We start from the raw sequence: 15488 nt of genomic DNA, 5'->3' as shown, positions 1-15488 counted from the left end.
GCTTCAGCGGTGGGCGGGCGCCCGAGGCGAACGGCTGCACCTTCGGGACCTTTGGCCGCCTCGGGTCACGCCGGCAGGGCCAGGTCGCGGCGTCGCAGGACGAGCAGGGCGGCGCCCGCGAGGGCGACGGCGGCACCGCCGAGAGCGAGCAGCGGTACGGCGTCGACCGGCACGGCGGGTGCCTGCGGGCTGTGGGTGAACGGCGAGAGGTCCTGCACCCACGTCGGCAGCTTCAGCCCCGGCCCGAACATCGGCCCGGCCACGAGGGCCGCGAGCAGCAGCGCCCAGCTGGCCGGGACCGACCAGCGCGGGACCAGGCAGACGATCGCGACCACCGCCGCGGCGACGACCACCACGCCCGGGAGCTGGACCAGGCCGGCCCACAGGAGGTCGCGCACCTGGACGCCGGTGTCCCCGACGACCTGGCCGGTCGCCAGCCCCATGCCGGCGGCGAACCCCACCATCAGCGCCGCCGACCCGCCCACCACGGTGACGAGGTGGGCCCACCACCAGCGGATCCGGGTGACGCCGGCGGCCAGCAGCGGCTCGAGCGTGCCGCCGAGCTCGTCGACCCGCATCCGCAACAGCGCCTGGACCGCGTACATGGCCACGAACATGCCGGCCATCTGGATCATCGACACCTGGTAGGCCGCGACCACCTCGGCGGTGCCACCCATCTCCGTCCACCACTCCTTGGCGTCCCCCTCCAGCCCCTGGATCTGTTCGGTGAGGCTCCCGAAGATCAGCCCGAAGACGGTGAGGGCCACACCCCATGCCAGGAACACCCCACGCTGCAGCCGCCAGACCAGTCCGGTGGGGCTCAGCAGGGTCCGCCGGGCGTGCCCGGGGCCCCTGCGCTGCGCCCAGAGGCCGCGCCCGACGTCGCGGCGCGAGCCGAGCGCGACGGCGACCACGAGCAGCAGGCCGGCGAACGCCAGGGCCAGCAGCAGCGGCCACCAGAGGGCGTCGGCGAACGGCCGGGTCTGCTGGCCCCACCCGATGGGCGAGAGCCACGCCGGCCAGGCGCTGGCCACCCGGAGCCCGGCCTCGTCGACGGTCCCGATCATGTTGCCGACGCCGCTGAGCACGAACGCGACCCCGAGCGCGCCCATCGCGATCCCGGCGGCTCCGCGGGTCGTCGCGGAGAGCTGGCAGGTCACCGCGGCGAGGCCGACCCAGACGATGCCGACCGCGGCGACGGAGGCACCGGCCAGGAACGCCCCCTCGACCGACAGCCCGTTGACCGCGATGGCGGCGCCGAGCACCAGCGCGAGGCCGAGGTCGGCAGCCAGGGCGACCAGGACGCCGGCCGCCAGGCCAGCCTGCCGTCCGACGACGGTCGAGCCGAGCATCTCGGCCCGGCCCAGCTCCTCGTTCTGGCGGGTGTGCCGGATCACGGCGAAGGTGCTCATCACCGCGGCGAGCACGGCGAGCGTCACGAACTCGCGGTGCAGCAGGTAACCGCCGACGCTCGGTCCGGAGGTGAGCCCGATCAGACGCATGCCTGCGTTGGTCGCCACCAGCTCGGTCTCGGTCAGCAGGTCCTCCTGGCGGGCCAGATCCTCGGTGAACATCGCGGTCGTCGCCGCCACGAACAGGCCCAGCCCCGCCCACCAGGCGGGGATCGTGTACCGGTCGCGACGCACGGCCAGGCGGACCAGGCGCCGGGTGCCGGCCAGGTCGACCGGCGCAGGGGCGGACACGGTGCTCACCGGCTCCCGACGGCGGTCGGCCGATCGAGGCGGTCGCCGTAGTGGCGGAGGAACAGCTCCTCCAGCGTGGGCGGGGTGCTGGTGAGCGACCGGACGTCGTACGCCACGAGCCGCTCGAGCACGCCGTTGAGGTCTCCGGCGTCGACGCTGAACCGGACGGTGTTGCCCTCGACCGTCGGGTCGTGCACGGCGACCAGCCCGGCCAGCCCGGTCGCCGGTCGCGCGGTCTCGGCGACGACCGTGGTGCGGGTCAGGTGCCGGAGCTCGGCGAAGGTGCCCGACTCGGCCGCCCGGCCGTTCCGGATGATCGTGACCCGGTCGCAGAGCGCCTCCACCTCGGAGAGGATGTGGCTCGAGAGCAGCACCGTGCGGCCGCGCTCCCGCACCCCGCGCACGACGTCCTGGAAGACCGTCTCCATCAGCGGGTCCAGGCCCGAGGTCGGCTCGTCGAGGAGGTAGAGCTCGACGTCGGAGGCGAACGCCGCCACCAGCGCGACCTTCTGGCGGTTGCCCTTCGAGTAGGACCGGACCTGCTTGGTCGGGTCCAGCTCGAACTGCTCCAGCAGCTGCCCACGGCGCGCCGGGTCCAGGCCACCGCGCAGTGCGCCGAGCAGGTCGATGACCTCGCCACCGGTCAGGTTCGGCCAGAGGTTCACCTCTCCGGGCACGTACGCGAGCCGGCGGTGCAGCGCCGCGGCCTCGCGCCACGGATCCCCACCGAGAAGACTGACCCGGCCCCCCGAGGCACGCAGCAGGCCGAGGAGGACCCGGATCGTCGTGGTCTTGCCCGCACCGTTGGGACCGAGGAAGCCGTGCACCTCCCCCGTGCGCACGGTCAGCTCCAGGTGGTCGAGGGCCCGCGTCGTGCCGAAGTCCTTGACCAGCCCGGCCGCCGTCACGGCCGGGTCCGCACAGGTGCGCTCGATGGCGGCGAACGCCTCACCCATGGCTCCACACTCCCGCTCCACGGCCGACACCGCCAGAGCACAAGGCCCTGTCCGGCACGAGTCGCTCGTGGTGGCCGCTAGCCTGCGATCGTGGCCGGCCAGGACGAACACCCCCGCGCGGACGCGCTCCGCAACCGAGCAGCACTGCTCGACGCCGCCGCAGACGTGCTGGCGGCCTCACCGGAGGCGTCGTTGACCGAGGTCGCCAACCGGGCGGGGCTGGCCCGGGCCACGCTGTACCGGCACTTCGAGAACCGCGATGCGCTGCTGGGTGCGATCCAGACGGAGGCGCTCGAGCGGGCGGCGGCCGCGCTCGACGGCGCCGGCCTGCCGGACTGCGACACCCGCGAGGGCCTCCGACGCGCGGCCGCCGCGCTGGTACCGCTCGGCATGCGGTTCCGGATCCTGCTCACCGAGGGCTCCGACACCGACCCGGGGTTCCTCGCGGCCCGCACCCGGACCCTGGCGCCCCTGGTGGCCCTGCTCGAGCGCGGCCAGAAGGCCGGCGAGATCTCCCCGGCGGCGAGCACCCCCTGGCTCGGGCTGGCCCTCGCGGGCCTGCTGATGACCACCGTCCGGGCGGCGGCCATGGGCCTGGTCGACGCCGACGACGCCGGTGAGCTCGTGGCGACCACGTTCCTCGACGGCTTCGGGACCTGACCGGCACTACCGGGACTCGTCGGTTTCCCCGGTTCACCGGGGATGTTGGAACTGTTGGCCCGAAGTTTCGGGGCAACAGTTCCGGTTTCCCCGGTTCACCGGGGAAACCGCCCTCGCGGCGCCGCCGGGGCCGGATCTGCGGTTCCTTGACCGGCGTCATGGTTGGGCCGGTGCGCGCGAAATACCGTCCCTGACATCACTCGGCAAGCCAGATGAAGGGATGAGAACCATGAGCACCACCAGCGCCGTCACCCGCACCGTCCTCCGCGCCGAGGGCTTCTCCTGCCCGTCGTGCGTCGCCAAGATCGAGAAGCGCGTCGGCCAGATCGACGGGGTCGCGCGGGTCAAGGTCCACTTCGCCTCCGCTCGCATCGAGATCGACCACGCCCCGTCCGTCCCGGTCGACGACCTGGTCGCCGCGGTCGCGAAGGCCGGCTACGTCGCAGCCCCGGTGACGTTCTGATGCCGAACCACCGAGAGCACCTCAGACACGTGGCCGATCACCTGTCGGCCGTGCGGTCGGGACGGTGGACCGTCCCGACCGTGTCCGGTGTCCTGATCGTCCTGGCGCTGCTGGCGGACCGGCTGCTCGTCTCGTCGCTCCCGGGCGACGTGGCGATGGTCGCCGCGGCCGTGGTCGCCGGCGCCCCGATCGCGGTGAAGGCCGTCAACGCGCTCCGGGCGTCGGTCATCGGCATCGACCTCCTCGTCGCGGTCGCCTCGATCGGCGCCATCGCCATCGGCGAGTTCTGGGAGGCGGCCGCGGTCACCTTCCTGTTCGCGGTCGGTCACGCACTGGAGACCGCCACCTTGAACAAGACCCGGTCCGCGCTGGCCGCCCTCGTGGCCGTCGCCCCGGACGGCGCCGTCGTCCTGCGCGACGGGGTCCAGGTCGAGGTCCCCGCCGGCCAGGTCGGGACCGGCGAGACCGTGCTGGTGAAGAACGGCGCCAAGGTTCCGGTCGACGGCGTCGTGATCGGCGGCACCGGCGCCCTGGACGAGGCCTCCATCACCGGGGAGTCCATCCCGGTCGAGAAGAGCGCGGGCGACCAGGTCTTCGCCGGCACGGTCTCGCGCGGCGGGTTCCTGCGGGTCCGGGCGACCGGGGTCGGCAGCGACACCACGCTGGCGCGGATCATCCACCGGGTCGAGGAGGCCCAGGACGCCAAGGCCGAGACGCAGCTGTTCATGGACCGGTTCTCGGCCTGGTACACGCCCGCGATCATGGTCCTGGCCCTCGTGGCCGGCGTGATCAGCGGCGACATCGTGCTCGGCCTGACCCTCCTGGTCATCGGCTGCCCCGGTGCCCTGGTGATCTCGATCCCGGTCTCGATCGTCGCCGGGATCGGACGGGCCGCCAAGGACGGCATCCTGATCAAGGGCGGGGAGTACCTCGAGACCTCCGCGCGGATCAGCGCGGTCGCGGTCGACAAGACCGGCACCCTGACCCGCGGCCGGCCGCAGCTGACCGACGTGGTCGTGCTCGACCCGGGCCTCGACCGGGCTCAGGTGCTCACCTGGGCCGCTCGCGGCGAGGCCGGCTCCGAGCACCCGCTGGCGCGGACCATCCTCGACGCCGCGACCGCGGACGGCCTGGGCGTCCAGGGCCTGCCGGAGCACACGGAGCCGTTCCCCGGCAAGGGCATCACCGCCACCGCAGAGGGACATCGCATCCTGATCGGCAACCTCGCCCTCCTCGAGCAGTTCGGGATCGCCGACACGGAGGCCGCGGCACGGACCGCCGAGGAGCTCTCCCAGGCGGGACGCACCCCGATGATCGTGGCGGTCGACGACCGGGTGGTCGGCGTCGTCGCCGTCGCCGACGAGATCCGCCGCGACGCGGCCAGGATGGTCGCCGAGCTGCACGCGGCCGGCGTCAGGAAGGTCGTCATGCTCACCGGTGACGCCCGGCTCGTGGCCGAGGCGGTCGGTACCGCGACCGGCGTCGACGAGGTGCGCGCCGGCCTGCTGCCCGAGGACAAGCTCGAGGCCATCCTCGAGCTGCAGCGCGAGGGACACACCGTCGCGATGGTCGGCGACGGCGTGAACGACGCGCCGGCACTCGCGACCGCCGACATCGGCGTCGCCATGGGGGCGGCCGGGTCCGCTGTGGCCGTCGAGACGGCGGACATCGCGCTGATGGGTGACAACCTGCTGCGGCTGCCCGAGGCGATCTCGCTGGCCCGTCGGACCGTGGCGAACATGCGGCAGAACATCACCATCGCCGTCACGACGGTCGCGTTCCTGCTCCTCGGGGTGCTCCTCGGCGGCGTGACCATGGCCATCGGGATGCTCGTCCACGAGGTCTCGGTGCTCGTCGTGATCGTCAATGCGATGCGGCTGCTGCGAGCGCGCAAGTACCGGTCCGACGACCCGGGCGCCTCCGCGAGGATCCGGCCGCCGGCCGACCGCTCCGTCCCCCAGGCGGCGTGAGCGTGACCGTCCGGTCAGCGCTGCTTGGCCACCGTCAGCAGCACGACGGAGTCCTCCACGGCCTCCACCGAGTGCCGGGAGTCCGGGATGATGATCAGATCGCCGGCGAGGCCGTTCCACGCGGCCTCGCCGGCGCTGAGCGTCACCCGACCCTGCAGCACGTGCAGCGTGGCCTCGCCCGGGTTCTCGTGCTCCTGCAGCACCGACCCCGCGCGCAGCGCCACCAGGGTCTGGCGCAGCACGTGCTCGTGGCCGCCGTACACGGTGTGCGCACTGCGCCCGCTCGGGGCGTCCAGGGCGATCTCCAGCTGGTGGCGGGCGAGCGCGAGCAGGGTGGTCTTCTGCACGGTGGCGCCTCTCGTCGATCGACCCTCGGGAGGGCCGGGCTGCACGTCGGTGCGGGAACGAACTCCGCACACCCGCACGTTGTCCCTGATGAGGGGACCATAGCGCTGGAAGAAGGTGGACGTCGTGGCCCGTGAGCGTCGCAGCACTCCGCTGGCGAGCACCTGCACGGCCCCGCACACCTGCCCGCGTCCGTTGCGGCTCGACGTGTTGTCCCACGCGCCGTACTTCGCCGGCCTGAGCCGCGAGGAGATCATCGCGCTCGACGAGGCGGCCAAGGTCCGCGGCTACACCGAGGGCGAGGCCATCTACCACGCGGGCGGCTCCGCGGAGCACCTGTTCCTGCTGGCGTCGGGCCGGGTCAAGGTGCTGCGGCCCGCGCTGGACGACTCCGACGTGCTGGTCGAGGTGATCACCCCCGGGGCGACGTTCGGCTCGGTCGCCGCGCTCGGCCACTCGACGTACCCCGACACCGCGATGGCCCTGACCGTCAGCTGCGTGCTGCGGATCTCGGCCGCCGACCTCCGCCGGGTGATGAACCGGCACCCGGCCGTCGCCCTGGCCGTCCTGGACGAGGTGTCGCACCGGCTCGAGGAGGCCCAGCAGACCGTCCGGCGGCTCTCCGGCGGCACCGTCGAGCAGCGGGTCGCCTCGTCCCTGCTCGTCCTCGCCGACCAGCTGGGCGAGCCGCGGGACGGCGGCGTGCTCCTGCAGCTGCCGCTGACCCGCGAGGACCTCGCGTCCATGACCGGCACCACCACCGAGTCGGTGAGCCGGACGCTGAGCAAGTGGCGCCGCGCCGGCCTGATCGAGACCGGGCGACGCTGGACCTCTCTCACCGACCGGGCCGCGCTCGCGGCGATCGCCGGGGCCGCCCACGGCCCGGGTCCGGTCCGCGCCCGACGCGGCTGAGCCGCGGCCCACTCGGTCTCGACACCGCCCTCGTACGGTGTTATAAACACGAAACGATTGTTTAAAATCAAGGAGTGCTCATGTTCCGACACCGCCCCCCGGTCGTCCCGTTCGAGCTGCAGCGCCAGATCACCGACGCCCTCGCCGGGGTCGCGCGGGCCGAGGCCCAGCTGAGCCGCGTCCCCGTCGGCGCACCGCTCGCGGCGCGCCGAGCCGCGCACACGGCGCTCACCCGCGCCTTCGACGCGGCCGACGCCGTGCTGCGCCAGGCCACCGCGATCGCCAAGCAGCACTCTCGGCACGAGTGGGCGATCTGGCGGCACCGGCTGAGCCGCCTCGACGTCGCGCGCCAGATCCACCTCTTCGCCGAGTGCGACGATCCCAGCGTGCTGCGGCTCGGCACCGTGCGCGCCATCGACACCGGCATGTCGGGACCCGACTACGGCGACCTCCTGCACGGGGAGTCCTGCGAGCCCGGCACCCCGGCGCGGTACGGCCTCGACCTCGAGGCCGTGCTGGCCGGGGACGACGGCGCGGACGCACCCGAGCACGACGCGGTGGTGATCCCGCTGCCGCTCCGGCCCCAGCCGCAGCGTCCGAGTGCGGCGCGCGCCCTGCGCTCGGTCGTCTCCCGGTAGCCGTCTCTCCGGTCGGCTCAGATCACGCCGAGGGCCACCATCGCGTCGGCCACCCTGACGTAGCCGGCGAGGTTGGCGCCGACGACGTAGTTGCCGGGCGCGCCGTAGTGGTCGCTGGTCGCCAGGCAGGTGTCGTGGATCTCGCTCATGATCTCCTGCAGCCGAGCCTCGGTCTCGTCGAAGTGCCAGGAGTCGCGCGAGGCGTTCTGCTGCATCTCCAGCGCACTGGTCGCGACCCCGCCGGCGTTCGAGGCCTTGCCGGGCGCGAAGAGCACCCCGGCCGCCTGGAAGAGCTGCACGGCTGCCGGGGTGCTGGGCATGTTCGCGCCCTCCGCCACCAGCGTCACGCCGTTCGCCGCGAGCGTCTTCGCGGCGGACTCGTCGAGCTCGTTCTGGGTGGCGCACGGGAGCGCGATGTCGCAGGGGACGTCCCAGATGCAGCCATCCGTGACGTGGGTCGCCCCGGACCGACGCTCGACGTACTCCGTCAGGCGTCCGCGCTCGACCTCCTTGATCTCCTTGAGGAGCTCGAGGTCGATGCCGGCCTCGTCCACGACGTACCCGCCCGAGTCGGACACCGCGACGACGACGGCGCCGAGGGCCTGCGCCTTCTCGACCGCGTAGATGGCCACGTTGCCCGCACCGGAGACGACCACGCGCTTGCCCTCGAGGTGCTCGCCGCGGGCCTGCAGCATCTGCTCGACGAAGAAGACCGTGCCGTAGCCGGTCGCCTCGGTGCGCACCTGCGACCCGCCCCAGGTCAGGCCCTTGCCCGTGATGACGCCGGACTCGTACCGGTTCGTGATCCGCTTGTACTGCCCGAACAGGTAGCCGATCTCCCGCCCACCGACACCGATGTCGCCCGCGGGCACGTCGGTGTACTCACCGACGTGCCGGTAGAGCTCGGTCATGAACGACTGGCAGAACCGCATCACCTCGCCGTCCGAGCGGCCCTTCGGGTCGAAGTCGGCGCCACCCTTGCCCCCGCCGATCGGCATGCCGGTGAGGGCGTTCTTGAAGACCTGCTCGAAGCCGAGGAACTTGATGATCGACAGGTTCACGCTCGGGTGGAAGCGCAGGCCACCCTTGAAGGGGCCGAGGGCCGAGTTGAACTCCACCCTGAAGCCCCGGTTGATCTCGACCTTGCCGTCGTCGGCGACCCACGGCACCCGGAAGATGATCTGGCGCTCGGGCTCGCAGATCCGCTGCAGGATCGACCACTGGGCGTAGTCCGAGCGCTCCTCGGCGATCGGGCCGACGCTCTGCATCACCTCGAAGACGGCCTGGTGGAACTCCCGCTCCCCGGGGTTGCGGCTCACGACCTTCTCGTACATCGGGCGGAGCTCGGGGTGCAGCGCGGAGACGTCGTGGCCCGGAGTTGCAGTGGCGACCATGCGTGCGAGCCTAGGGGCCTCCGCCCCGGTGGTGAGACCGGGTCTTACCCTCTGAGTCACTTCCCGTGTCCTGGCTCACTCCGGGCGTCGGGGCGGCTTCGCGACCGAGCACGTCCGCCAGTGCCAGCAGGGCCTCGAAGCGGTACGCCGGATCGTCGAGCCGGTTCCCGAGGAGCTGACGCACCCGGCGGATCCGGTAGCTGACGGTCTGCGGGTGGACGAAGAGCTCTTCGGCCACCGCCGCCCGCGCACCCCAGTTCCGCAGCCAGGACTCGAGGGTGACCAACAGCTGCCGGCGCTGGCCCTCGGGCAGCCCGTCGAACGGGGCGAGCCGGCTTCGCACCAGGAGCGCGACGGCGGCCGGCTGCCCCTGCAGGGCCAGCTCCACCAGGTGTTCATCGACGGTGATCGCGGCCTCGCGATCGCGGGTCAGCCGCGCGGTCAGCTCGGTCAGGCGGACGCCCTCGGGCAGGTCCGTCCAGGGGCCGGTCGGGCCGATCACCGCCCGGCGCCCGCGCAGCCGCGGGCCGAGCAGGTCCCGGTCGAACCGGGTCCCGTGCCGGACGATCGCGACGACCTGGTCGCCCCGCTCGCTGACCAGGCCGTCCGAGCCGTAGCGGAACCGGGCCTCGCGGGCCTCCGCGAGGGGCAGCAGGACCGGCGTGACCCGGTCCAGCGGGTCCCACCCGACCGCGGCTGCGGCCTGCTGCACCACGGGCGGCGACGCGCCCCCCTCGAGGAGCAGCTCCGCCAGTCGGTGGCGGCGCCGGTCGCGCTCACCGGCGAGCTCGCGCACCTGCTGCGCGTACCCGTCGGTGCAGGCGGCGACCAGCTCGTCGACGAAGGCGTTCGTCGCGTCCGCGATCTGCAGGACCTGGTCGACGCTCAGCGGGCCGTCGGCGAGCACGGCGTCGCTCGCCTCCCGCAGCAGCAGCCGGGCGGCCGCGCGGAACGCCGAGATGAGCGCGTCCGGGCCCCGGTCCTCGCGGGCCTCGGCGGCCCCGAGGGCGACGTACACCTCGCGAACCTCGGGCGTCAGCGCCGGCTCCTCGGTGCCGGCAAGGGTGACGAAGCGACGCAGCGCGACGCGCACCGTCTCGCGGGCGTCTCGGTGGAAGCGCGGCTGGTCGATGCCGGCGAAGCCGGGCACCGACACGGTCACGCCGTGGGCGAGCTCCTCGACCATGGTCTCCAGGCGGCGCTCGAGCGCGGCCCCGACGTCGGCGCCCAGGTCCTGCCAGGGCGTCGGGTGCACGGTCGGGCTCGCCATGGCTCGATGATGACACCTCAGATTGTCACCGGGTGACAACTCCGGCCGACCGGATCGCTACCGGCGACGGGTCGCCAGTTCCCCCGCCTCCGGCCATCCTGGCATCAGACACCTTTCGTGGATGGAGGCCGGTGTGCTGCACGTTCCCTCGAGGCGACACGTCGTCGACATGTGTCGCACGCTCTTGGAGCGCGGCTACCTCAAGGCCACCGAGGGAAACATCTCCGTGCGCGTGCCCGGTCACGACCGGTTCGCCGTGACGCCGAGCAACTACGACTACGCCAAGATGCGCCCCGAGGACATCTGCATCCTCGACTTCGAGGGGAAGGTCGTGGCGGAGGCGGGCGGCTCCGACCTCCCCCCGACCGTCGAGTCCGGGCTCCACGCAGCGGTCTACCGCGAGCGTCCCGACGTGCATGCGGTCGTCCACACCCATCAGCCGTACGCCTCGGCCCTGGCCTTCCTGAGGCGGCCGATCCCGGCGCTCACCGACGAGCAGGTGCGGTTCCTCGGTCGCGAGGTGGCCATCATCGACTACGCGCCCGCCGGCACCTCGTTCCTGGCCAAGAACGTGGCGAAGCGCCTCGGGTCCTCGGCCAACGCCTTCATCATCGCCAACCACGGCATCCTGGCCGTCGGCACCGACCCCGACCGGGCGATCTTCAACATGGCGCTGCTCGAGAAGGTCTGCCTCGCCTACCTCCTGGCGCTCACGACCGAGACCGGCCGGGTCTACACGATCCCCTCGGCGATCCGGGAGATCGCACTCACCAAGCTCAAGAGTGACCAGAAGCGGATCGCGGCGCAGGTCGAGCAGTTCGTACCCGTCGACCGGGACCTGGTCGAGGAGCCGCTGCCCAGCGCCGACGCGGTGGCCGAGCGGGTCCGGACGGCTCCGGGCGCGGGTCCGGAGGTTGCGGCGCCCGGGGCGGCCCCGGGAGCGGCGGACCTGGGCTACGCGATCAGCGACTACCCGGACGTCGACGCCGTGATGCGGCGGATCAAGGCACTGACCGGTCAACCGGTCCGCGGCCTGAGGCACGACGCCCTCCTCGACGTGCTCGCCTGGTTCGACACCAAGTGCGCCGCGAGCAAGGAGCTCACCGACCGGGCCAAGGCCCGGATCCCGGGAGGCGTGCAGCACAACCTCGCGTTCAACTACCCCTTCCCCCTCGCCATCGACCGCGCCGATGGCGCGCACCTGACCGACCGGGACGGGAACGTCTACGTCGACTTCCTCCAAGCGGGCGGGCCGACGATCCTCGGCAGCAACTACGGGCCGGTGAACGAGCAGGTGGCGGAGGTGATCCGCGAGTCCGGGCCGGTGACGGGCCTCTTCCACGAGTACGAGCTCAAGCTCGCGGAGTCGATCAACCGGTACCTGCCCCACATCGAGATGTACCGGTCCCTCGGCTCCGGCACCGAGGCCGTGATGGCCGCCGTCCGCGCGGCTCGCGTGAAGACCGGCAAGCACATGGTGATCAAGGTCGGTGGCGCCTACCACGGCTGGTCCGACTCGATGGTCTACGGGCTCCGCGTCCCCGGGACCTTCCGGATGAACGCGAAGGGCATCCCGTTCGGCGCCACCGCGGGGACGCGCGAGAGCTTCCCCCACGACGTGGGGCAGCTGCGCCGCAAGCTGATCGAGAACCGGGCCCGCGGCGGCACGGCCGCGGTGATCGTGGAGCCCCTCGGGCCCGAGTCCGGGACCCGGCCGGCGCCGCGCGACTACAACGCCCGGGTCCGGGAGCTCTGCGACGAGTTCGGTGCGCTGCTGATCTTCGACGAGGTGGTCACCGGCTTCCGGGTCGGCATGGGTGGTGCCGCCGGCTACTTCGGGGTCACCCCCGACCTGACCGTCCTCGGCAAGGCCGTGGCCGGCGGGTACCCGATGGCGGGCGGCGTCGGCGGGAGCGCGGAGGTGATGTCGGTGTTCGGCTCCGGGCTGGACGGCAAGAACGGCGCCCACGTGCTGGTCGGCGGCACGCTGTCGGCCAACCCGCTGTCCTGCGCGGCGGGGCACTTCGCGATCGAGGAGATGGCGCGCACCAACGCGCCCGTGGTCGCGGGCGCCGCGGGCGACCGCCTCGCGCGCGGGCTGCAGCGACTGATCGACCACTACGGCCTGCCGTACGTCGCCTACAACCAGGGCTCGATCGTGCACCTGCAGTCCAGCGGCGTGCTGCTGCTCGACATGCGCAACCCGGTCAAGCTGCTCAAGGAGAGCAAGCCGCGCAAGCACCTGATGGAGCAGCTGGGCGCGGCGTACGCCGCCCACGGCATCATCACGCTGGCCGGCTCCCGCCTGTACACCTCGATGGCCGACACCGACGAGGTCATCGACGACGCGCTCGAGCGGTTCGACCGGGTCTTCGCCCTCGTCGAGGGCGTGTGACGCCGCCATCGGCCCTGTCAGCGCCGGGGCCGGCACCGGGGTCGGGGCCGTACCTGATCGGCGTCGACCTCGGCACCGGCGGACCCAAGGTCGCCCTCACCACGGCCCGGGGCCGGGTCCTGGGGTTCGAGGCCGAGCAGGTCGAGCTGCTGCTCTCCCCCGGCGGCGGAGCCGAGCAGGACCCCGAGCAGTGGTGGTCCGCGATCGTGACCGCGACCCGACGGCTGCTCGCACGCGGCCTGGTGCCGCTCGACGAGGTGGTCGCGATCTGCGTCGGGGCCCAGTGGGGCGGCCTGGTCCCCGTGGACACCACCGGCCACCACCTGCGCAACGCACTGATCTGGATGGACAGCCGCGGCGCGCCGTACTCCCGGGCGGTGACGGGAGGACGGCTCGCGATCCCGGGCGCGGGGTACGACGTACGACGCCTGCGGGAGTGGCTCCGCAAGACCGGCGGCGCCCCCAGCCGGACGGGCAAGGACCCGGTCGGCATGACGCACTGGCTGCGCCGCCACGAGCCCGACGTCTACGCCGCCAGCGCCTACCTGCTCGACGTCCCGGAGTACCTCACCATGCGGCTCTCGGGCCGCGCGGTCGCCGCCACCGACACCTCCACGTTGCGCTGGTGCACCGACAACCGGGACCCCGAGCGGGTGCGCTGGGACGCCGCGCTCGCCGAGCGCACCGGGATCGACGTCGCGAAGCTCCCGGAGCTCGTGCCCCCGGCCAGCGTGGTCGGGCCACTGCACCCCGACGCGGCCGCCGAGCTCGGCCTGCCGGCCGCGGTCCAGGTGGTGACGGGCACCTCGGACAGCATCGCCGCCGCCATCGGCGCCGGCGCGGTCGACGACTACCGCGGGCACCTCTACATCGGCACGTCCGCGTGGCTGAGCTGCCACGTCCCGTTCAAGCGCACCGACGTGCTGCGCAACATCGCCTCGCTGCCCGCAGCGGTCCCAGGGCGCTACTGGGTCGCGACCGTCCAGGACGTGGCCGGCAAGGCGATCGACTGGCTGATCGACTCGGTCGTCTACCCCGACGACGGGATGCTGGACGCCCACCCGGCCCCCGAGGACGCCGTCGAGCGGCTCAACGCCCTCGCGCTGACCGCGCCGCCGGGCAGCAACGGCGTCGTGTTCACCCCCTGGCTCAACGGCGAGCGGACCCCCGTCGACGACCCGTTCCTCCGCGGCGGCTGGTTCAACGTGTCGCTGACGACGACCCGGGCCGACCTCGCCCGCAGCGTGTTCGAGGGCATCGCGCTCAACGTGCGCTGGATGAAGGAGTCGGTCGAGCGGTTCCTCGGCAAGGACCTGCCGGGTGGGTTCGCCGAGCTGGCCTTCGTCGGCGGCGGTGCCCGTTCCGACCTCTGGTGCCAGACCCTCGCCGATGTCCTCGGGTGCACCATCCGCCAGGTCGAGGATCCGATCCTGGCCAACGCCCGTGGCGCGGCCCTCGCCGCGGCGGTCGGGCTCGGTGTGGTCTCGTGGGACGAGATCGGCGGGCTGGTGCGGACCACCGGGACCTTCACCCCGGATCCCGCGCGGCGCGCGGTCTACGACCGCCAGTACCGCACGTTCACCCGGATCTACCGGCGCAACCGTCGCCTGTACGCCGCCCACAACCGCCCCAGGAGGAACCGATGAGCCCCGCGCCCCACCCGCTCCAGGAGCGGATCGCGCGCCGCGTGATGCGCACCGTCGGCGCCCTGCCGGCGCCGGTGCAGCGCGCGTTCGCCGGCCGTCCGATCCGGATCGACGGCCAGCAGCTGCACCCCGAGGTGCAGCTCGCCCTCCGGCTGCTGCACCTGGCCGGCGGACCGACCTTCGAGACCCTGCCGCTCGCCGAGGGACGTGCCCAGATCAGCAGCGAGGCCTGGGTCTTCGGGGACGAGCTCCCGGTCGAGACGGTGCGGGACCTCACCCTGGACGGTCGCAACGGCCCGATCCCGGCCCGGCTCTACCTCCCCTCGGGGCGGAGCGACCCGGCTGCACTGTTGGTGTACTTCCACGGCGGCGGCTGGGTCCTCGGCGGGCTCGACGCGTCCGACTCCGCGTGCCGCTTCCTGGCCGACCATGCCGGGATCGCCGTCTTGTCGGTGGACTACCGCCTGGCACCGGAGCATCGGTTCCCGGCGGCGGTCGAGGATGCCGTCGACGCCTTCCACGCTGCCGTCGCGGCGGCCACGACCTGGGGGGTCGACCCCGCCGCCATCGGCGTCGGCGGCGAGAGCGCCGGCGGGAACCTCGCCGCCGTGGTGGCGCAGCTGACGCACGCCGCTTCCGGACCGGAGCCGGCCTGCCAGCTGCTGTTCTTCCCCGTCACGGACCTCTCCACCAAGCACCCGTCCTACGCACTGTTCTCCGAGGGCTACTTCCTCACCGAGGCGCAGATGGAGTGGTACCGCGGCCACTACCTGGAGGATCCCGCGCAGGCGCTGGACCCGCGCGTGTCGCCGCTGCTCGCCGAGGACCTCTCGGGACTGTGCCCGGCCTACGTCGCCGTCGCCGGCTTCGACCCGCTCCGCGATGAGGGCGCGGCCTACGCGCACCGGTTGCAGGAGGCCGGCGTCCGCGTCTCGCTGCAGCGGCACAGCGGCCTGATCCACGGGATCGTGAACGCCACCGGCGTGGGTCGGTCCGGGCGGGAGGTACTCCTCCAGGCGGCCGGGGCGCTCCGGATCGAGCTCGGCGCCCGCGCCGGGTCGGGCTGAATCGCCACTCCGTCTAGAAAAGACCGAACAATGTTGTAGATCACGCAAAAGGACGCGGGTTCGGCTGCG

At 72.9% G+C, this 15488-nt stretch carries 13 protein-coding genes; 8 read left to right on the top strand and 5 right to left on the bottom strand.

Annotated features, from left to right (window positions below; translation table 11 throughout):
- Positions 1-65: 65 nt before the first annotated feature.
- The gene (locus NOCA_RS09840; protein ID WP_011755126.1) at positions 66-1712 is read right to left on the bottom strand and encodes an ABC transporter permease; all 1647 of its coding nucleotides are present in this window, start codon (positions 1710-1712) and stop codon (positions 66-68) included.
- Positions 1709-2659 (bottom strand): ABC transporter ATP-binding protein, encoded by a 951-nt coding sequence (locus NOCA_RS09835; protein WP_011755125.1) that lies wholly within the window; start codon positions 2657-2659, stop codon positions 1709-1711. The genes NOCA_RS09840 and NOCA_RS09835 overlap by 4 nt, the downstream gene beginning before the upstream one ends.
- Before the next feature lie 90 nt (positions 2660-2749).
- Here NOCA_RS09835 and NOCA_RS25690 point away from each other — a divergent pair, with 90 nt between their 5' ends.
- From NOCA_RS25690 to NOCA_RS09820, 3 genes are all read left to right on the top strand, one after another.
- Positions 2750-3319 carry a TetR/AcrR family transcriptional regulator gene (locus tag NOCA_RS25690; RefSeq protein WP_011755124.1) on the top strand — a complete coding sequence of 190 codons (570 nt, stop codon included), beginning with the start codon at positions 2750-2752 and terminating at the stop codon, positions 3317-3319.
- Positions 3320-3548: 229 nt separating this feature from the next.
- Positions 3549-3782: a heavy-metal-associated domain-containing protein gene (locus NOCA_RS09825; protein WP_011755123.1), complete on the top strand. Its 234-nt coding sequence runs from the start codon at positions 3549-3551 to the stop codon at positions 3780-3782.
- A gap of 80 nt (positions 3783-3862) precedes the next feature.
- A complete protein-coding gene (locus NOCA_RS09820; protein ID WP_197687714.1) occupies positions 3863-5752 on the top strand; it encodes a heavy metal translocating P-type ATPase in 1890 nt (629 codons plus the stop codon).
- A 14-nt stretch (positions 5753-5766) separates the two neighbouring features.
- On the opposite strand, the gene NOCA_RS09815 is transcribed toward NOCA_RS09820, so the two are convergent.
- The gene (locus NOCA_RS09815; RefSeq protein ID WP_011755121.1) at positions 5767-6099 is read right to left on the bottom strand and encodes a cupin domain-containing protein; all 333 of its coding nucleotides are present in this window, start codon (positions 6097-6099) and stop codon (positions 5767-5769) included.
- Positions 6100-6223: 124 nt separating this feature from the next.
- Here NOCA_RS09815 and NOCA_RS09810 point away from each other — a divergent pair, with 124 nt between their 5' ends.
- Together NOCA_RS09810 and NOCA_RS09805 are read left to right on the top strand one after the other, a co-directional pair.
- On the top strand, positions 6224-7009 hold the full coding sequence (locus NOCA_RS09810; RefSeq protein ID WP_011755120.1) for a Crp/Fnr family transcriptional regulator: 786 nt from the start codon (positions 6224-6226) through the stop codon (positions 7007-7009).
- Positions 7010-7089: 80 nt separating this feature from the next.
- Complete coding sequence (locus NOCA_RS09805) at positions 7090-7647, top strand: hypothetical protein (RefSeq protein WP_011755119.1); 558 nt, start codon at positions 7090-7092, stop codon at positions 7645-7647.
- A gap of 17 nt (positions 7648-7664) precedes the next feature.
- Here NOCA_RS09805 and gdhA read toward each other — a convergent pair whose 3' ends face one another.
- Positions 7665-9002 carry an NADP-specific glutamate dehydrogenase gene (gdhA, locus tag NOCA_RS09800; RefSeq protein WP_172419852.1) on the bottom strand — a complete coding sequence of 446 codons (1338 nt, stop codon included), beginning with the start codon at positions 9000-9002 and terminating at the stop codon, positions 7665-7667.
- 49 nt (positions 9003-9051) lie between these two features.
- The gene (locus tag NOCA_RS09795; protein WP_011755117.1) at positions 9052-10311 is read right to left on the bottom strand and encodes a PucR family transcriptional regulator; all 1260 of its coding nucleotides are present in this window, start codon (positions 10309-10311) and stop codon (positions 9052-9054) included.
- A 121-nt stretch (positions 10312-10432) separates the two neighbouring features.
- Between NOCA_RS09795 and NOCA_RS09790 the strand changes: the two genes are divergently transcribed.
- Genes NOCA_RS09790 through NOCA_RS09780 form a run of 3 tightly spaced genes read left to right on the top strand, consistent with a single transcriptional unit; the run spans position 10433 to position 15419 of the window.
- Positions 10433-12706, top strand: a complete 2274-nt coding sequence (locus tag NOCA_RS09790; protein WP_197687715.1) for an aminotransferase class III-fold pyridoxal phosphate-dependent enzyme — start codon at positions 10433-10435, stop codon at positions 12704-12706.
- Positions 12703-14352 carry a xylulokinase gene (locus tag NOCA_RS09785; protein WP_011755115.1) on the top strand — a complete coding sequence of 550 codons (1650 nt, stop codon included), beginning with the start codon at positions 12703-12705 and terminating at the stop codon, positions 14350-14352. Before NOCA_RS09790 ends, NOCA_RS09785 begins: the two co-directional genes overlap by 4 nt.
- Complete coding sequence (locus tag NOCA_RS09780; protein WP_011755114.1) at positions 14349-15419, top strand: alpha/beta hydrolase; 1071 nt, start codon at positions 14349-14351, stop codon at positions 15417-15419. Before NOCA_RS09785 ends, NOCA_RS09780 begins: the two co-directional genes overlap by 4 nt.
- Positions 15420-15488: the final 69 nt, after the last annotated feature.

Source organism: Nocardioides sp. JS614 (assembly GCF_000015265.1).
Classification (GTDB): domain Bacteria; phylum Actinomycetota; class Actinomycetes; order Propionibacteriales; family Nocardioidaceae; genus Nocardioides.
The sequence above is the reverse complement of the archived record's forward strand: the minus strand, read 5'-3'. Positions and strand labels throughout refer to the sequence as shown.